Below are 18,466 nucleotides of genomic sequence, written 5' to 3' on the forward strand. Positions count from 1 at the left end.
GTGTAGGAGTCTGAAAGAAAGATATGGTACCAGAGGCCGGACTCGAACCGGCACGCTTTTAAGGGCGGGGGATTTTGAATCCCCTGTGTCTACCAATTTCACCACTCTGGCACTTTCGCTGCTCGACCTTGGGGTCGGTGCGAAGAGGGCGTGATTATAGCAATGCTTTGGTCTGGGTCAACCAGTGATTTCAATAACTTAGCGCATTTTCTGTCGTCCCAGTTAACAGCTCCTAAAATTTCCTATAACCTTCGCGACCTCTCCATAGTTTCTAGATTTCCAGGATTCCATGCAGCGTCAGGACTTTGACTTTCATCTGCCCGATGAGCTGATCGCCCGCGCGCCTACTGAAGAGCGCCGCGGCAGCCGTCTTTTGTGTCTGGATGGGCCCAGTGGGGCCATTGCACATCGGCAGTTCCCAGATATTCTCGATCAGGTCCAAGCAGGTGACCTGATAGTCTTTAACGATACCCGGGTGATCCCGGCGCGTTTGTTCGCGCACAAGGAGACCGGCGGTAAGTTGGAAATCCTGGTGGAGCGGGTGCTTAACGAGACGGATATCTGGGCCCATGTGCGCTCCAGTAAGTCGCCCAAGCCCGGTTCTACCATTGTCCTTGAAGACGGTACCCGTATAGAGGTGACCGGCCGCAAGGATGCGCTGTTTGAATTGTCCTTCCCCAAAGAAGAGGGTGTGCTGGCGATTCTGGATCGCCTCGGCCATATGCCGCTGCCTCCTTATATTGATCGCGAAGACGATGCCAGCGATCGGGAGCGCTACCAAACCGTATACGGCCGCAACGCCGGTGCTGTGGCGGCGCCGACGGCGGGGCTGCACTTTGATGATGAAATGATCGGTGCGCTGCGGGCTAAAGGTGTCGAGGTTGTCTTCGTGACCCTGCATGTGGGTGCGGGTACCTTCCAGCCGGTGCGCGTGGACAATATTTACGAGCACCAGATGCACAGCGAAGTGCTGGACGTCTCCCAGGATGTGGTGGATGCGGTAGCCGCTTGCCGCGCGCGCAATGGCAGCGTGATTGCAGTGGGTACCACCAGTGTGCGCGCGCTGGAGAGTGCGGCACGCAGTGGCCAGTTACAGGCCACGGTGGGGGAGACAGATATCTTTATTTATCCCGGTTATGAATTCCAGGTTGTGGATAAGTTGGTCACCAACTTCCATCTGCCGGAGTCCACCTTATTGATGCTGGTGAGTGCCTTCGCGGGGTACCAGCATACGATGGCCGCTTATAAGGCCGCAGTTGAGGAGCGCTATCGCTTCTTTAGTTACGGCGATGCCATGTTTATTACCCGCGATCCCAATGCCAAAAAAGAAGAAGTCGCACCAGCGAAAGGAGATACCCAGTGAGCCGCGAATGTTTTATGCAGTTTGAAGTGGATAACACTGATGGCAAGGCCCGTCGCGGCCGCTTGCGTTTCCCTCGCGGTGTGGTGGAAACCCCAGCGTTTATGCCGGTGGGCACTTACGGTACTGTGAAAGGCATGTTGCCGAGGGATATCGAAGGGATCGGTGCACAAATTATTCTGGGCAATACTTTCCACCTGATGCTGCGCCCGGGTACCGAAGTGGTTAAAGCCCACGGCGACCTGCACGATTTTACCCAATGGTCCGGACCGATCCTTACCGACTCCGGCGGTTTCCAGGTATTTAGCCTGGGCGAGCTGCGCAAGATTACCGAAGAGGGGGTTTCCTTCCGCTCGCCGATCGATGGCAGCCCGGTATTCCTGGACCCGGAAGAATCCATGCGCGTTCAGCGGGACCTGGGTTCCGATATCGTGATGATCTTCGATGAGTGCACGCCTTATCCGGCCACCACTGACGAAGCGCGCAAATCTATGGAGCTGTCCCTGCGTTGGGCGGAGCGCTCTAAGAAGGCCCACGGCGATAGTCTGTCGGCGCTGTTCGGTATTGTGCAGGGCGGTATGTACCCGGAACTGCGCGATGTGTCCCTGCGCGGCCTGACCGAAATCGGCTTTGATGGCTATGCCATTGGCGGCCTGTCTGTGGGTGAGCCGAAAGAGGAGATGATCAAGGTCTTGGATCACCTGGCACACAAGATGCCAGAAGATAAGCCGCGCTACCTGATGGGCGTGGGCAAGCCGGAGGATATTGTCGAGGCGGTGCGCCGTGGTGTGGATATGTTCGACTGTGTCATGCCCACACGTAATGCGCGCAACGGCCACCTGTTTACCTTCGAGGGTGTGGTGAAAATCCGCAATGCCAAACACCGTCACGATACGGGCCCCTTGGAGAAAGAGTGCGATTGCTACACCTGCGAGAATTTCTCCCGCGCTTACCTGCATCACCTGGATCGCTGCGGTGAAATTCTCGGTGCGCAGCTGAATACCATTCACAATCTGCGTCACTACCAGCGCCTGATGCAAAAGCTGCGCGATGCTATTGCCGCCAACGAGCTGGAGGCCTATGTCGCGGAGTTCTACCGCGGCCTGGGTCGTGAGGTTCCACCACTTCAGGCCTAATCCTGTCGCACATTTATCCTATCTGGGGCACAGTCGATCGCACGATTGTGCCCCTGTCATTTGTCCGTTCATTCGATCCCCGTATAATCGCTTCCACTTTTGTCGGCGGCTGTGCACCTTGCAATCTGTGTACTGCGCCCACATATCGTGGCAGATTGCCAAGATTTACCGGCCCTAGGGGTCACACTAGAACAATGAGAACAGCATGAATCGCTACCCGATCTGGAAGTACTTTCTGATTCTCGCGGTTGTGGCCTTCGGCCTGATCTACGCCGCGCCCAACCTCTACAAGCCGGACCCTGCGGTGCAGATTTCCGGGCAGTCCAGTGCCATGGAGATGGATGAAAATGTCCTCACCAAGGCGCGCAAAGCCCTGGATGACGCGGGTATCGCCCACTTTGGTGGCGAGGTGGGTGATAAGGCGATTTTGATCCGCCTCGAATCCATCGATCAGCAGCTACCTGCCAAGCGCGCGATTCAAGAGGCACTGGGGCACAGCGATTACGTGGTTGCTCTAAACCTGGCGTCTACTACCCCCCAGTGGCTCAGTGATATCGGCGCCAGCCCCATGAAGCTGGGTCTCGACCTGGCCGGTGGTGTGCACTTCCTGATGGAGGTGGATACCAACACCATCGTAAAAACCAATATGGAAGGCTATGTGCAGGATGTGAAAACCAAACTGCGCGCGGCCAAGGCCCGTTACCGTAGCGTTAACCTGATCGACGATCGCGAGATTGTGGCGCGTTTCCGCAACGAGGAGCTGCGTAGTCTGGCCCTTTCCACCATGCGCAAGGAATTCCCGCAGTTGCAACTGCGCGAGACCGGCAGTGGCGAGAACCTGGAAATCCGGGCCACCTTGTCCGAGCAGGAGATCAAACAGCTTGAGGACTACGCGGTTTCCCAGAACCTCACCACCCTGCGTAACCGGGTGAACGAGCTGGGTGTGGCTGAGCCGATCGTACAGCGCCAGGGGCGCAACCGTATTGTGGTGGAGCTGCCCGGTGTTCAAGACACCGCCGAAGCCAAGCGGATTATCGGTAAGACCGCCAACCTGGAATACCGTATGGAGGCCCGCCCCGATGAGCTGGTCACCAACAAGGAGTACTTCGAGTACCGCAGCGAGCGCCAACAGCAGATGTACGGCGGCGCCTGGCTGGAGCGCAAGATCATCATCAAGGGTGACAGCGTGACCAATGCGCGTGTCGGCTACGATGAGAGCGGCCTTCCTCAGGTGAATATCACCCTGGATTCCCGTGGTGGTGAGCTGATGCACCGCGCCACCTGGAAGAACGTCGGCCGCCGTATGGGCACCCTGTTTATCGAGACGCGCTTTACCCCGCAGACCAAAATGGATGCCGAGGGTAATCAGATTGTCGAGCAGGTTAGAACCGAAGATAAAAAGATTATCAGCCTGGCCACCGTGCAGAGCGCTCTGGGCAAACAGTTCCGTGTAACCGGACTGGACAGCCCGGCAGAAGCCCAGGAACTGGCCCTGCTGCTGCGCGCCGGTGCGCTGGCCGCTCCCATGTACTTTGTGGAAGAGCGTGTGATCGGCCCGTCCTTGGGTGCGGATAACATCAAGGTGGGTGTGCAATCGGTACAGATCGGCCTGCTCGCGGTGATTATCTGTATGCTGATTTCTTACCGGGTATTCGGTCTCGCCGCCAATATTGCTCTGGCGGTCAATATGATTCTGCTGGTGGCGGTGATGTCGATTCTCGGCGCCACCCTGACGCTACCGGGTATCGCCGGTATCGTATTGACCGTGGGTATGGCGGTGGATGCCAACGTGCTGATCTTCTCGCGAATACGGGAGGAGCTCAGGAATGGGATGCCGCCCCAGTCGGCGATTAGTGCGGGCTTCGACAACGCCTACAGCACCATTGTGGATGCGAATATCACTACCCTGATCGTGGCGGTGATCCTCTACGCGATTGGCTCTGGTCCGGTGCAGGGCTTCGCGGTGACCCTGTCTATCGGTATTCTCACCTCCATGTTTAGTGCCATCATGGGTACGCGCGCAATCATTAACTTGTTCTACGGCGGTCGCCGTGTACAGAAACTCTGGATTTAAGGAGGCTGGCCATGAGTGAGACCAAAGTGGAAAGCGGAAAGATTACCGAGTACATGGGCAAGCGCGTGTACGACTTTATGCGCTGGCGCAAGTTTGCCACCGTACTATCTGTTGTGCTGGTGCTGGCTTCGATCGGGATACTGGCGGCCAAGGGCCTGAAATTCGGTCTGGATTTTACCGGTGGTACCCAGGTAGAAGTGGGTTACGAAGTTACTCCGTTTATTAATGACGTTCGCACTCAGCTGCAAGATGCTGGCTTTGAGGGCGCGACGGTTGTTAATTATGGTTCCGATAACGAGCTGATGATCAAGCTGCCCCCAGAGGTCGCCGAAGCAGAGACCCGTATCAGTGCCACCGATCAGGAGACCACCACGCCTATTGGTGACAAGGTGGTTGAGGTTCTGCGTGCTGGCAGTGAGGGCACCGTTACCCTGCGCCGTGTCGAACTGGTCGGCCCGCAAGTGGGTGCCGAGCTGCGCGACGACGGTGGCCTGGGTATGCTGGTAGCACTGGCTCTGGTGATGATGTACGTTGCTTTGCGCTTCCAGTACAAGTTCTCGATTGGCGCTGTAGCAGCACTAGGGCACGACGTCATTATTGTGCTGGGCTTCTTTGCTCTGATGGGGTTGGACTTCGATCTGACCGTGTTGGCGGCGGTGCTGGCGGTGATCGGTTACTCGTTGAACGATACCATCGTGGTATCCGACCGTATCCGCGAGAATTTCCGTAAAGTGCGAAAGGCTGAACCGGAGGAGATTATCAATATCTCCATCAGCCAGACGCTTGGCCGTACCTTTATGACCTCGTTCACTACTTTGTTAGTGTTGTGGGCGCTGCAGTTCTTTGGTGGCGAGCTGATTCATAACTTCTCCCTGGCTCTTATTGTCGGCGTGGTTGTGGGTACTTACTCCTCTGTATATGTTGCCGCGAACGTTCTGATGGCATTGAAGATCAGCAAAGAGGATCTGATGCCGCCAGTGAAAGAGGGTGCGGAGCTGGAAGAAGAGGTGCCCTAATTTGGGATAGTCTCTAAATTGAAAAGGCCGCTGATTAGCGGCCTTTTTTATGCCCCCGGTTTTTTCAGTCGCTGACAAGCAAATACTGAAATCGGGGCTTGTGACTGTGAGGTAATTACCGGGCTGGTTGCGAACAGTTAGCTGCGAGGCTTTTTGCCCAAGGTAATATGTTTGGGGCCGGAGGTGTTGGTCTGGCCGCTGACACCCTTGGGGACCTGCTCGATCTCGCCACCCTTCGCCAAAAAGGCCTGCACTTGCGCCTCAATACTCTCACTGGTCTCTAGAGGTGTGTTCTGCTTGCGACTGCTGGAAGAGGAGGATGCTTTTTTGGCCACGTTGACTGTCCGGTATTTTGGGTTAGCGAGTCATCATACAGCAAACTGCATAAAAAAGCACCCAATTGTCTAAGCGGCATCCATAGTGCGCAGTTTGCCGCCACGAGTGTGGCTAAAGGGAAAGGGCGCAGAGGGGTGGCGGAACAGGCTGTTCCGGCCACTGACAGGGGAGTGCTCGCAGGAGGCTAGTTGGCCTCCTGTTCCTCGAATTCCGTGCTGGCCACCGGCCAGCCGCCCAGTTCCCGCCACTTATTGACGATTCCGCAAAACAGGGTTGCCGTTTTCTCGGCATCGTATTCGGCGGAGTGGGCGCAGCTGTTGTCGAACTCGATACCGGCGACCTGGCAGGCTTTAGCCAACACGGTTTGACCGTAGGCGAGCCCGGCGAGGGTAGCGGTATCAAAGCAGGAGAACGGGTGGAAGGGATTGCGCTTGATCCCGGTCCGCTCCACCGCTGCATTGACAAAGCCCAGATCGAAGTGGGCATTGTGGGCGACCATAATGGCGCGGGTGCAGCTGTGTTTCTTCACAGCACTGCGGATCTTGCGGAACATTTCCGGTAGGGCGATTTCCTCGGGCCAGGCTTCGCGCTCGGGAGACTCCAGGTCGATGCCGATAAAGTCCAGGGCCGATTGCTCTACATTGGCGCCCTCGAACGGTTCCAGGTGAAAGCTGTGGGTCTCCAGCGGGAACAGTTTCCCCTCTTCATCCATATCCAGGATTACCGCCGAAATTTCCAGCAGGGCATCGGTACGCGCGTTAAAGCCGCCGGTTTCCAGGTCGATCACAACTGGCAGGAAGCCGCGAAATCTCTGGGCGAGGGAGCTCTTGGGTCCTGTGGGTTCTTCCGCGGGGGTCACTTTGAGTCCTTGTAAATCTCAGTTGTGCCGGGATGTTTTTACCCGGCGGGGTAGGGCATTCGCGGACCCGGGGCCCGCGAAGTTTTGGGCTGGAATTATACGAGTTTCCAGTTCAGAGTTTCACCGGCGGCCAGGGGGATCAGCTTTTCGCCGCCCATATCCAATTCTTCCGGCAGTGCCCAGGACTGCTTCGCCAGAGTAATGGTGCCCTGGTTGCGCGGCAGGCCGTAAAAATCCGGGCCGAAATTACTGGCGAAGCCCTCAAGCTTATCCAGCTTGCCGGCGCGCTCAAAGGCTTCGGCGTACAGCTCGATGGCGGAGTAGGCGGTATAGCAACCGGCACAGCCGCACTCTTGTTCTTTCTTGTGGTGCGCGTGGGGGGCCGAGTCGGTGCCGAGGAAAAACTTCGGGCTGCCGCTGGTAGCCGCTTCAATCAGTGCGGATTGGTGGTCGCCACGTTTCAGAATTGGCAGGCAATAGAAGTGCGGGCGAATGCCGCCCACCAGCATATGGTTGCGGTTGTACAGCAGGTGGTGCGCGGTAATGGTTGCGGCAACCCCTTCGCGGGCGCCCTGCACAAACTCGACGGCCTGGGCAGTGGTGATGTGTTCGAATACCACTTTCAACGTGGGAAAATCATCAACCAGGCGAGACAGGGTCTTCTCGATAAAAGCGTGTTCGCGATCGAAGATATCGATATCGCTGGTGGTGACCTCACCGTGTACCAGCAGCTTCATGCCGCAGGACTGCATCTCTTCCAAAGCCGGGTAAATATTGGCGATGTCAGTTACGCCGGAGTCGGAGTTGGTGGTGGCACCGGCGGGGTAGAGCTTCGCCGCGATCACGCCGGCGGTATGGGCCTGGCGGATGACTTCGGCATCGGTCTTATCGGTCAGATAGATGACCATCAGCGGCTCAAATGTAAGGCCGGCCGGAACATGCGCGAGTATGCGTTCGCGGTATGCGGCCGCGCCCTCACCGGTGGTGACGGGCGGCACCAGGTTTGGCATCACAATTGCGCGGCGAAATTGTCGGGCGGCATCGCCAACGGTGCGTTCCAGGGCGGTGCCATCACGCAGGTGAATATGCCAGTCGTCGGGGGCGCGAAGAGTGATTTGCTCCGTCATGGTACTCCAGGATATCAATTGCTGTTGAAGAGTCTCTGTGCGGCGCGCATGCTACCCGATGCGGGGTAAAAATGCGATGTGCGAGCCGGTTAAAAGTTAATCAATTGCGTAGACTCACACCTTGGCGCTAGTCGATTGCGAGCAGAGGCGCTACAATCGCGCCCCGATAAAGTATGTGGGTATTTATTGTGCCCATAAATACCGATGCTGGGCATACCTCCAAAAATAACCTCCCCCAGAACAACACAAATTTCACAGAAGGTGATCCAGGTCGCCGCACTTTAGTCGTGGTGGCGAAATCCGGCAGCAGAGGACAGCAATGAGCAAAATCGAGAAGGTGGTACTGGCATATTCCGGCGGACTGGATACTTCAGTGATCGTGCGCTGGTTGCAGGATACCTACGACTGTGAAGTGGTGACCTTCACCGCGGATATTGGCCAGGGCGAAGAAGTTGAGCCGGCGCGAGCCAAGGCTGAGGCCCTCGGGGTTAAAGAGATTTATATCGATGACCTGCGTGAGGAATATGTGCGGGACTTCGTTTTCCCGATGTTCCGTGCCAACGCCATCTACGAGGGCGAGTACCTGCTGGGCACTTCTATCGCGCGCCCGCTGATCGCCAAGCGTCTGATTGAGATCGCCAACGAGACCGGTGCCGATGCCATCTCCCATGGCGCCACCGGTAAAGGCAACGACCAGGTACGCTTCGAGCTGGGTGCCTATGCACTGAAGCCTGGGATTCAGGTTATTGCGCCCTGGCGTGAGTGGGATCTAAATTCCCGCGAAAAGCTGATGCAGTACTGCGAGCAGCACAAAATTCCCGTGGACTTCTCTTCCAAGAAGAAAAAGTCCCCTTACTCGATGGATGCCAACCTGCTGCATATCTCTTACGAGGGCGGCATTCTCGAAGATCCCTGGGCGGAAGCCGAGGAAGATATGTGGCGCTGGAGTGTGAGCCCTGAGGCTGCGCCGGAAGAGCCAACTTATATCACTATCGGTTTTGAGAATGGTGATCCGGTCTCTATCGACGGCGAGCGTCTGAGCCCGGCTACCCTGCTGGAAAAACTGAATAAGCTGGGCGGAGCCAACGGCATTGGTCGCCTCGATATCGTGGAAAACCGCTATGTGGGAATGAAGTCCCGCGGTTGTTACGAAACTCCCGGCGGCACCATTTTAATGAAAGCGCACCGCGCTATTGAGTCCATCACCCTGGACCGCGAAGTGGCGCATATGAAAGATTCCTTGATGCCGCGCTATGCCGATTTGATTTACAACGGCTACTGGTGGTCTCCGGAGCGCCGTATGTTGCAGGCCGCAATCGATGAATCTCAGGCAGTGGTCAATGGTGAAGTACGTCTGAAACTCTACAAGGGTAGTGTGAGCGCTGTTGGGCGCCGCTCTGCGGACAGTCTCTTCGATGAGCGCATCGCCACCTTCGAGGACGATGCCGGGGCTTACAACCAGAAAGATGCGGAGGGCTTTATCAAGCTCAACGCCCTGCGCCTGCGCATTGCCGCCGGTAAAGGAAGAAAGTTGATTTAGTCGACTTAGTTGATTTAGATCAGCCAAGGCCGGTGACGGATGCGCTTAAATCCTTATCCGGCCAACAGTGACAGTTATGTGTATGCCTTCGACGTTATAAGCGGGTTCATACATAACTGCCGCAGACCCAGTGGTGGGCCAGGCCCGCTCAGTGGATCCGAATTTTAAAAGCAACGGAAGTAAAAACATGACGACAACGGTGGCAAAGACCGGCCATGTGCCGGACTATGACTACAAAATCGTGCGCCAGTTCACCATCATGTCCGTGGTCTGGGGCATCTTTGGTATGGGCATGGGCGTATTGATCGCGGCTCAGCTGGCCTGGCCCGAGCTCAATGATTTCTGGCAGCCCTTCTCCCACTTCGGGCGATTGCGGCCACTGCACACCAATGCGGTTATCTTCGCATTCGGTGGTAGTGTTCTGTTTGCCACCTCCTACTATGTGGTGCAGCGCACCTGTCAGGTACGTCTTTGGGGTGGCTGGCTAATTCCATTCACCTTCTGGGGATGGCAGGTGGTGATCGTGGCCGCGGCAATTACCCTGCCGATGGGCTTCACCTCTACCAAGGAATACGCTGAGCTGGAGTGGCCGATCGATATCCTGATCGCCATCGTTTGGGTTGCTTACGCGCTGGTGTTCTTCGGCACCATCATGAAGCGTAAGACCTCCCATATCTACGTTGCCAACTGGTTCTTCGGTGCTTACATCATCACCATTGCCGTACTCCATATTATTAATAATTTGGAAATTCCGGTTGCTCCGTTCAAGTCTTACTCCATTTACTCCGGTACCAAGGATGCGATGATCCAGTGGTGGTACGGCCACAACGCGGTAGGCTTCTTCCTGACTGCGGCCTTCCTCGGCATCATGTACTACTTCGTACCCAAGCAGGCTGGTCGTCCGGTTTACTCCTACCAGCTGTCTATCGTGCACTTCTGGGCCCTGATCTCCCTGTACGTATGGGCCGGTGGTCACCACCTGCACTACTCAGCGCTGCCCGACTGGGCGCAGAGCCTGGCGATGGTAATGTCCCTGATTCTGCTGGCACCTTCCTGGGGCGGTATGATCAACGGCATCATGACCCTTTCTGGCGCCTGGCATAAGCTGCGCACCGATCCGACCCTGCGCTTCCTGGTGGTATCCCTGTCCTTCTACGGCATGTCCACCTTCGAAGGTCCGATGATGTCCATCAAAACTGTGAACGCTCTGTCTCACAACACCGACTGGACTGTGGGCCACGTACACTCCGGCGCATTGGGCTGGGTTGCAATGATCTCTATCGGCGCCCTGTATCACCTGGTTCCGGTTCTGTGGAAGCGTCGCGAAATGTACAGCACCAAGCTGATCAACGCGCACTTCTGGCTGGCTACTGTAGGCACCGTTCTGTACATCGCTGCCATGTGGGTTAACGGTATTACCCAGGGTCTGATGTGGCGCGCTTTCAACGCCGACGGCACCCTGACTTACAGCTTCGTAGAAAGTGTTGTTGCGAGCCACCCTGGCTATGTGGTGCGCTGGTTGGGCGGTGCCATGTTCCTGGTCGGTATGCTGCTGATGGCTTACAACGTCTACCGCACGATTACTGAGAAAGTAAACGATGCCGAAGCCGATAACACCGTTCGTGCAGTGCCAGCGGCATAGGAGTTTAGATCGTGAAGAATCATGACATCGTAGAAAAAAATATCGGCTGGATGATCTTTTTCACCATTATCGCCATCAGCTTTGGTGCCCTGGTGGAGATCGTTCCGCAGTTCTTTACCAAGGCGAACTACACTCCGCTGCCGGGTCAGAAGCCACTGACCGCACTGCAGCTGGAAGGCCGCGATATCTATATTCGCGAAGGCTGCCACGTTTGCCACACCCAGATGGTGCGCCCGCTGCGCGCCGAGGTGGAGCGTTACGGCCATTACTCCATGGCGCAGGAATCCGTGTACGAGCATCCCTTCCTGTGGGGCTCCAAGCGTACCGGTCCCGACCTGGCCCGCGTGGGCGGCCGCTACTCCGATGAGTGGCAGCGCGCTCACCTGTACAACCCGCGCAGCGTAGTACCTGAATCCATCATGCCGGCCTACCCCTGGTTGTTCGACAACGTGGTTACCGGTAACTACACCGCGCGCAAGATGGAGGCACTGCGTCTGGTGGGCGTCCCTTACACCGATGAAGATATCGCCAATGCGGCTGAGCCTTTCAAAGGTGGCAAGGTGAAAGAAATTGACGCTCTGGTCGCTTACTTGCAACAGCTGGGTACTCTGGTCACCCAAAAACGCTAATAGCGAGGAAGGAAACTCGTGACTATCGAAACATTGCGGGAAATCGGACTGGTTCTGGGATCACTGGCCTTCCTGGCTATTTGCTGGTGGGCTTTCTCTCCGAAGCGCAAGAAGCGCTTCGAAGAAGATGCCAATTTGCCATTTGCCGATGATGAGCAACAAGCCGACAAGGATGCGTCAGCCGCTCAGAAGGACGAATCCAAATCCGGGGAAAAGCCCGGGACTGAACGAAAACAGGGGCAGGATAAGTAATGAGTACATTCTGGAGTGTGTGGGTTATTGTACTCACCCTCGCCAATCTGGCGTTGATTACCTGGGTGCTGTTCGCCAACCGAAAAGTGGCAGTGGACGACCAGGCTGAACCGGAAAACAAAACCACCGGCCACGTTTACGATGGCATCGAGGAGTATGACAACCCGCTGCCCAAGTGGTGGTTCATGCTGTTTATCGCCACGCTGGTGTTCTCCGTTGGATACTTGGTGATTTACCCGGGTATGGGTAACTTCAAGGGCCTGAGTGGCTGGTCTTCTGTCGGCGCACTGGAGGCTTCCCAGGCCAAGGCCCAGGAGAAGTTCGATGAGCAGTTTGGTATTTATCTCGATATGCCTATTGAGGAAATTGCCCAGAGCCCAGAAGCCCTGAAAATGGGTGGACGGATCTTCGCCAACAACTGCGCTGTGTGTCACGGTGCGGATGCCGGTGGTAACTTTGGCTTCCCCAATCTGACAGATAACGCCTGGCTCTACGGTGGTACCCCGGAGAAAATCCTGGAGACCCTGAACAACGGTCGTCAGGGCATGATGCCTCCGCAGGGGCCGGTTATCGGTGAAGAAGGTGTGCGCAACACCGCCGAGTACGTGCTCTCTCTCAATGGCTTGGAGCACGACAAGGCGATGGCCGCCGAGGGTCAGAAGGTGTTCAACACCGTATGTATGGCCTGTCACGGAATGGATGCCAAGGGTAATCAAGCCCTGGGAGCTCCCAACCTGACCGATGATCTGTGGCTTTACGGCAGCAGCCGCGAGCAGATTCAGCACACCATTCGTGGTGGGCGCTCCAATATGATGCCCGCGCAGAAGGACAAACTGCGTGAAGACAAGATCCGCCTGGTGGCGGCCTATGTCTACAGCCTGTCCAAGCAGGACGAAGAACAGCAGTAATCGAATAAGGCCCGCCTAATTAGTCGGGCCTTTTTTATACAAGGAACTCCGGGTGCTGCAGGGACGGAGATAAAAGCCTCAACATAAGTGGCTACCTGTGCCCGCGTGCAGATTTTGCCCGTGTGAGAGTGAGGTTTTTGTGAGTGACTTGATCCCCACCCGCGAAGAGCAGGAAGGTAATGGCGAAGTTCGCTACCGCATGCTCTATGAGTCGGACGACAAGATTTATATTCGCCATATTCGCGGTATCTATACCCGAATTCGCAAGTACACAGGCCTGCCGCTGTTACTGGCTTTCTTTTTTATCCCCTGGATCAATATCGACGGGCGCCAGTCGGTCTTTTTTGATCTCCCCACCCGCCAATTCCATATCTTTTGGACGACCTTTGGCCCCCAAGACGGCTTCCTGCTCGCTTGGTTGCTGATTATTGCCGCCTTCGCCCTGTTTGCCGTCACCACTTGGATGGGACGGGTCTGGTGTGGCTTTACCTGCCCCCAGACCGTGTGGACCATGATGTTTATGTGGGCTGAGCGGGTTTGCGAGGGCGACCGCAATAAGCGTATGAAGCTGGACAAAGCGCCCTGGGGCGTAGAAAAGGTTCTGCGTAAGGGCGGTACCCATGCTATCTGGCTGCTGATCTCACTGGCCACGGCCCTGGCCTTTGTCGGTTATTTCTACGGTATTCGCGATCTGGTAGTGGACCTGGCCACCTTCCAAGCGCATCCACAGGGTGTCTTCTGGGTTGCCTTCTTTACTTTCGCCACTTACATGAACGCAGGCTTCCTGCGCGAGCAAGTGTGCAAGTACATGTGCCCCTACGCGCGCTTCCAGTCGGTGATGTACGACGAGGATACTCTCGCGGTTTACTACGACGCCAAGCGTGGTGAGACTCGCGGGCCGCGCAAAAAGAATGTGGATTACAAAGCCGAGGGTATGGGTGACTGTATCGACTGCTACTGGTGTGTACAGGTCTGTCCGGTAGATATCGATATTCGCGATGGTCTGCAGTTTGAATGTATCAACTGTGGCCTCTGTGTCGATGCCTGCAACAGCGTGATGGACAAGATGGGTTATGAGCGCGGTCTGATTCGCTTTACCTCTGAGGACGAGCTGCAGACTGGCAAGACCAACTTTTTGCGTCCGCGGTTGTTTGGCTACGCAGTCGTTTTGCTAGCCATGGTAGGATTGTTTTCGCATCAGGTGGCAACTCGCAGCCCCATCGAGGCGGAGATCACCCGTGACCGTGGTGCCCGCATGTTCCGGGTATCCCGCGGGGTGGTGCAGAATGTCTACACCGTGAAGATCAACAATATGGATCAGGCGGCCCATGAGTTCACGATTCGTGTTGAGGGCAACCCGAATTATGATTATTCGGTGCGCAAGCCGCGCAGCATTTACCTGAAGGCCGGTGAAATCTATCCGGTACCGATTCGGGTGAGTGTGCCCAAAACTCAGCTGAAGGATACCAAGCACGATATCGATATCGTGGTTCAGGCTGTCGACGACCAGGAGTTGGTCACTAAGCATCGAACGGTATTTATTGGTCCTAAGCAGTAGACGGGACACCGTTCCCGTTGCAAAGTACGGGCCCGTCCTGGCGGGCTCTACTTTTCTGCACAAAACGGTAATTTGGTAACGCGATGAATGAACCAACGTCGAAACCCTGGTATCGGGAATTCTGGGCCTGGATGGTCCTGGCACCGCTGATTGCGGTGGTTGTAGTCTCCTCTATTACGGTCTCCATAGCCGTGCGCTTCGCCGACGATCAGGTCAGCGATACCTATTACAAAGACAGTCGCATGTATCACTTCTCTGCCGAGCAGGACCAGCGTGCCAAAGCGTTGGGCCTGGCTGCTCTGGTGCAATTCCAGCCTGCTGAAGGCGGTGTTACCGTCGAGTTGAATGGCAATACCGACTACCCGGAAAAATTGCTGCTCACCCTGAGCCATCCAGTGGAGGAGGATCTGGATCAGCATGTCGTATTGTCGCAGCTCTCTGTGGGGCGCTATTCCGGTGAAGTGCCGGGCGCCTTAAAAAGTCGCTGGTACCTGCGCTTGATGCCGGAACTCGACCCGAGTGCGCACCAGGATGCGGAATGGCGCCTCAAAGGCGAGATCAACTTTGAGCTGGGCAATGCCGCCCCCATGAATCCCGGCAGTCAATGACCTCTTCTTGTTATCACTGCGGGCTACCGGTGCCCGCGGGCAGTAATCACTCGGTTGTGATCGAAGGTGCCCCGCGCAGTATGTGTTGCCCGGGCTGTGAGGCTGTGGCGAGTGCGATTGTTTCCGGGGGCTTGGACGGTTTTTACCGCTTCCGGGAAAAACAGAGCGATCGCCCGGAGCAGAACCAGCCGCAAGAGCGCTGGAAAGCCTACGACCTTCCCGAGGTGCAGCAGCAGTTTGTGCACGATTGGGATGACGGCCGCCAAATGGCGGCCCTGCTGATCGGCGGCATTACCTGCGCCGCCTGCGTGTGGTTGATCGAGAAGCATCTGGGGCAACTGGCGGGTATCGAGAAGGTCTCGGTCAACGCCAGTACCCAGCGCGCGCAAATTGTCTTTAACCCCGATCAGATTCAACCCAGCGCCCTGTTCGAGGCCCTGGAGCGCATCGGCTACCGCCCGGCACCGGCCACTGCCGCCAATCGGGAAAGTGTGATTCAGAGCGAGCATCGCGCCGCCCTGCGTCGTCTCGGGGTTGCCGGTCTCGGCACCATGCAGGTGATGATGTTCGCCATCGCCCTCTATTTTGGGGCCGGCAGCGGTGATGTGGGCGAGTTCGAACGCTACTTCCGCTGGGTCTCCCTGTTGGTGGCCACCCCTGTGGTGTTCTATGCCGCGCGACCATTCTTCAGCGCCGCCCTGCGCAGTCTGCGCGCACGCCATCTGAGTATGGATGTACCGGTTTCCCTGGCCATTGGCCTGGCCTACGGTGCCAGTTTTTATGCCACCGTATTCGGCACCGGTGAGGTGTATTTTGAATCCATCTCCATGTTCACCTTCTTTTTGCTGCTGGGGCGCACGGTGGAAATGCGTGCGCGCCATCGCGCCGGACTCGCTAGCGGTGGACTCGCGCAGCTGTTGCCGATGACCGCAGCCCGCTATGACGGTAATGAGTTAGTACATGTACCGGTAGCGGCCCTGGCGGCCGGTGACAGAATCTTACTGCGGCCCGGCGATACGATTCCCGCCGATGGTGAGGTACTCGAAGGTGAGAGCGGTGTTGATGAATCGCTGCTCAGTGGTGAATCCGCGCTACAGCAAAAGACCCTGGGCAGCCAGGTGTATGCGGGTAGCGTCAACGGCGATTCCAGTCTTACCGTGCGTGTCACTGCCGCGGGGAAATCTACACGATTGTCGGCGATCGAGCGCCTTGTGGAGCGGGCCCAGCTGGATAAACCCGCGCAGGTAGCGCTGGCGGATCGGGTTGCCGGTATTTTTGTCGGGGTGGTTTTGATTGCGGCTGTGAGCGCTTTCGCGGTCTGGTGGCAGTTGGACCCAAGCCGCGCTTTTTGGGTGGCTCTGTCGGTATTGGTGGTGACCTGTCCCTGCGCTTTATCTTTGGCGACACCTGCAGCACTGGCCTCGGCGACTCTGCGTCTGCAGGAGTTGGGGTTATTGGTGGCCGGTGGCAGTCTTTTAGAGACTCTTCCCCGTATCAGCCGGGTGGTGTTTGATAAAACCGGCACTTTAACGCGCGGCGAACCACGCATTCTGCGTATTGAATCGCTCCGTGATGGCTGGAGTGAGCAGCGGGTTAAGGATGTGGCGGCGGCCCTCGAGTCGCAAACCCATCACCCTTTAGCGCGCGCATTTCGTGCTTGGCGCGGCAATCTAAGTGCCAGTCAGCTCAAAGTACATACTGGCCGTGGCCTGGAAGGGCAGGTCGAAGGAAATGGCTATCGCCTGGGGCGTGCGGATTTTGCCAACACGCAATTTGTCGAGGCTCCACAGGGGGAGGGGCAGTGGCTGTTGCTGGCGGATGATCGCGGCGCCATCGCCTGGATTGCGCTTGGCGATAAATTGCGGGACTCCGCCGAAGAGGCGGTCGGACAGCTAGGCCGCATGGGGCTATCGGTTGAATTGTTGAGCGGCGACCAGTCTGCTGAAGTCAAGCGGCTGGCTGCCCAGGCTGGGATTGATCGTTTCCAAGCGGGGGCCTCGCCGGAGGACAAACTCTCCCATATGAAGCAGTTGCAGGAAGCGGGCGAGAAAGTCCTGATGGTGGGCGATGGCCTCAATGATGTGCCGGTACTGTCAGGTGCGGACGCCTCGGTAGCGATGATGTCTGCCGCCGATCTGGCCCAATCCCGTGCCGATGCGATCCTGCTGAATGGCGACCTGAGGGTGTTGGCGCAGTCTGTCGCCCTGGCGCGTAAATGTCGCCGGGTGGTGCGCCAAAACCTGGCCTGGGCGCTGGGTTATAACGTCATAGCGCTGCCCTTGGCGGTATGCGGTCTGGTGCCCCCCTGGGCGGCCGCGATCGGTATGTCGTTGAGTTCGCTGGTGGTGGTAATTAACGCACTGCGTTTATCGCGAGCCAAGCCCGCTGGGGTCGTTTCCGAACGGGAAATGGCCCAACAGCCCGGTTTAGCTCATTAACAGAGGAGTGAAGTGTGGAAAGCCTCTACTTTCTGATTCCCATTGCGGTGGTGTTTGTCGCTCTCGCTATCAAAGTGTTCTTCTGGGCGGTCAACAACGGTCAGTACGACGACCTTGAAACAGAGGGGCGACGTATTTTGTTTGAGGATGATCTGCAGGAATCATCCTCAGAAAACGGGGAAAAGGAGCGGTAACTCGTGGGGGATTGGGGGTTCTTGGCGGCGGCGCTCGCCATCGGTTTTCTCGGCAGTAGTCACTGTATCGGTATGTGTGGAGGTATCTCGGGCGCGCTAGGCATGGCCGTACCCGGCAGGCAGACCGCCTGGGTGCAGTTGGGTTCCTATCAGTTGGGGCGCATTGCCAGTTACACATTGATGGGGGGCCTGGCCGGTGCCTTGGGGGCGGCTGTCATTCCGGCACTGACACCCCTGCGCTTTGCCGCGGGGATTATGTTAATCGTGATGGCACTCTATGTAGCCGGTATCTGGCGCGGCCTGGTTTGGTTGGAGAAAGGAGGCAGTTACCTCTGGCGTTATGTCCAGCCGCTTTCAGCTAAATTGCTACCGGTGCGCTCCGCCGGTCAGGCGGTTGCCTTGGGATCTCTGTGGGGCTGGTTGCCCTGCGGTTTAGTCTACAGCGCCCTGACTTTCGCATTGGCCCAAGGCAGTGCGGAGCGCTCGGCGCTGGCAATGCTCGCCTTTGGTCTGGGCACCTTGCCGGCCATGTTGGCCACTGGCGCCGCCGCCGTGCAGGTGCGCAATATCGTGCAGAAGCCAGGGGTTCGCCTGGGGTTTGCCGCGGCAATTATGCTGTTTGGCTTTTGGACACTGTGGGGCGCTCTCGGCCATGGTGGTCACGGAGATCACAGCAACCACGGCGCTATGAATACTGTGGAGTCTGTCGAAGAGAAATCCGAGGAAGAAAGTCACCACCATCATCACTGATGGCCCTGGCAATTTGCGGGGTACCGCGCAATATAGCGC

17 protein-coding genes and 1 tRNA gene are annotated in these 18,466 nt (G+C 57.0%); 14 read left to right on the forward strand and 4 right to left on the reverse strand.

Annotated elements, in window-relative coordinates; all coding sequences use genetic code 11:
* Positions 1–24 precede the first annotated feature (24 nt).
* A tRNA-Leu gene (locus FIU95_RS05160) sits at positions 25–111 on the reverse strand.
* Between the two features lie 178 nt (positions 112–289).
* Here FIU95_RS05160 and queA point away from each other — a divergent pair.
* From queA to secF, 4 genes are all read left to right on the forward strand, one after another.
* Positions 290–1,363 carry a tRNA preQ1(34) S-adenosylmethionine ribosyltransferase-isomerase QueA gene (gene queA / locus FIU95_RS05165; protein WP_152452159.1) on the forward strand — a complete coding sequence of 358 codons (1,074 nt, stop codon included), beginning with the start codon at positions 290–292 and terminating at the stop codon, positions 1,361–1,363.
* The gene (gene tgt, locus FIU95_RS05170) at positions 1,360–2,496 is read left to right on the forward strand and encodes a tRNA guanosine(34) transglycosylase Tgt (RefSeq protein ID WP_216646303.1); all 1,137 of its coding nucleotides are present in this window, start codon (positions 1,360–1,362) and stop codon (positions 2,494–2,496) included. The genes queA and tgt overlap by 4 nt, the downstream gene beginning before the upstream one ends.
* 205 nt (positions 2,497–2,701) lie before the next feature.
* Positions 2,702–4,570 (forward strand): protein translocase subunit SecD, encoded by a 1,869-nt coding sequence (secD, locus tag FIU95_RS05175; protein WP_152452161.1) that lies wholly within the window; start codon positions 2,702–2,704, stop codon positions 4,568–4,570.
* An 11-nt stretch (positions 4,571–4,581) separates the two neighbouring features.
* Complete coding sequence (secF, locus tag FIU95_RS05180; RefSeq protein WP_152452163.1) at positions 4,582–5,586, forward strand: protein translocase subunit SecF; 1,005 nt, start codon at positions 4,582–4,584, stop codon at positions 5,584–5,586.
* A gap of 137 nt (positions 5,587–5,723) precedes the next feature.
* Here the strand turns inward: secF and FIU95_RS05185 are convergent, their stop codons facing one another.
* The 3 genes from FIU95_RS05185 to pyrC form a co-directional block, all read right to left on the reverse strand.
* Positions 5,724–5,921, reverse strand: coding sequence for a hypothetical protein (locus FIU95_RS05185; protein ID WP_152452165.1), 198 nt, complete (start codon positions 5,919–5,921; stop codon positions 5,724–5,726).
* 185 nt (positions 5,922–6,106) lie between these two features.
* Positions 6,107–6,781 (reverse strand): ribonuclease T, encoded by a 675-nt coding sequence (gene rnt, locus FIU95_RS05190; protein WP_152452167.1) that lies wholly within the window; start codon positions 6,779–6,781, stop codon positions 6,107–6,109.
* A gap of 95 nt (positions 6,782–6,876) precedes the next feature.
* On the reverse strand, positions 6,877–7,908 hold the full coding sequence (gene pyrC, locus FIU95_RS05195; protein WP_152456131.1) for a dihydroorotase: 1,032 nt from the start codon (positions 7,906–7,908) through the stop codon (positions 6,877–6,879).
* 319 nt (positions 7,909–8,227) lie between these two features.
* On the opposite strand from pyrC, the gene FIU95_RS05200 reads away from it, so the two are divergent.
* From FIU95_RS05200 to FIU95_RS05245, 10 genes are all read left to right on the forward strand, one after another.
* A complete protein-coding gene (locus FIU95_RS05200; RefSeq protein WP_152452169.1) occupies positions 8,228–9,448 on the forward strand; it encodes an argininosuccinate synthase in 1,221 nt (406 codons plus the stop codon).
* A 187-nt stretch (positions 9,449–9,635) separates the two neighbouring features.
* Positions 9,636–11,090, forward strand: a complete 1,455-nt coding sequence (ccoN, locus tag FIU95_RS05205; protein ID WP_152452171.1) for a cytochrome-c oxidase, cbb3-type subunit I — start codon at positions 9,636–9,638, stop codon at positions 11,088–11,090.
* Between the two features lie 11 nt (positions 11,091–11,101).
* Positions 11,102–11,719: a cytochrome-c oxidase, cbb3-type subunit II gene (gene ccoO / locus FIU95_RS05210; RefSeq protein WP_152452172.1), complete on the forward strand. Its 618-nt coding sequence runs from the start codon at positions 11,102–11,104 to the stop codon at positions 11,717–11,719.
* An 18-nt stretch (positions 11,720–11,737) separates the two neighbouring features.
* On the forward strand, positions 11,738–11,971 hold the full coding sequence (locus FIU95_RS05215) for a cbb3-type cytochrome c oxidase subunit 3 (RefSeq protein WP_152452173.1): 234 nt from the start codon (positions 11,738–11,740) through the stop codon (positions 11,969–11,971).
* Positions 11,971–12,879: a cytochrome-c oxidase, cbb3-type subunit III gene (gene ccoP, locus FIU95_RS05220; RefSeq protein WP_172975323.1), complete on the forward strand. Its 909-nt coding sequence runs from the start codon at positions 11,971–11,973 to the stop codon at positions 12,877–12,879. Before FIU95_RS05215 ends, ccoP begins: the two co-directional genes overlap by 1 nt.
* Positions 12,880–13,018: 139 nt before the next feature.
* Entirely contained in the window at positions 13,019–14,437 is a 1,419-nt protein-coding gene (gene ccoG, locus FIU95_RS05225) for a cytochrome c oxidase accessory protein CcoG (RefSeq protein WP_172975324.1), read from the forward strand.
* An 83-nt stretch (positions 14,438–14,520) separates the two neighbouring features.
* Entirely contained in the window at positions 14,521–15,045 is a 525-nt protein-coding gene (locus tag FIU95_RS05230) for a FixH family protein (protein ID WP_152452174.1), read from the forward strand.
* Positions 15,042–17,483 carry a heavy metal translocating P-type ATPase gene (locus FIU95_RS05235; RefSeq protein ID WP_152452175.1) on the forward strand — a complete coding sequence of 814 codons (2,442 nt, stop codon included), beginning with the start codon at positions 15,042–15,044 and terminating at the stop codon, positions 17,481–17,483. Before FIU95_RS05230 ends, FIU95_RS05235 begins: the two co-directional genes overlap by 4 nt.
* Before the next feature lie 14 nt (positions 17,484–17,497).
* On the forward strand, positions 17,498–17,677 hold the full coding sequence (ccoS, locus tag FIU95_RS05240) for a cbb3-type cytochrome oxidase assembly protein CcoS (protein ID WP_152452176.1): 180 nt from the start codon (positions 17,498–17,500) through the stop codon (positions 17,675–17,677).
* 3 nt (positions 17,678–17,680) lie between these two features.
* Positions 17,681–18,427, forward strand: a complete 747-nt coding sequence (locus FIU95_RS05245) for a sulfite exporter TauE/SafE family protein (protein WP_152452177.1) — start codon at positions 17,681–17,683, stop codon at positions 18,425–18,427.
* The last annotated feature ends 39 nt before the right edge of the window (positions 18,428–18,466 follow it).

Origin of the sequence: Microbulbifer sp. THAF38 (assembly GCF_009363535.1) — a bacterium.
GTDB lineage: Bacteria > Pseudomonadota > Gammaproteobacteria > Pseudomonadales > Cellvibrionaceae > Microbulbifer.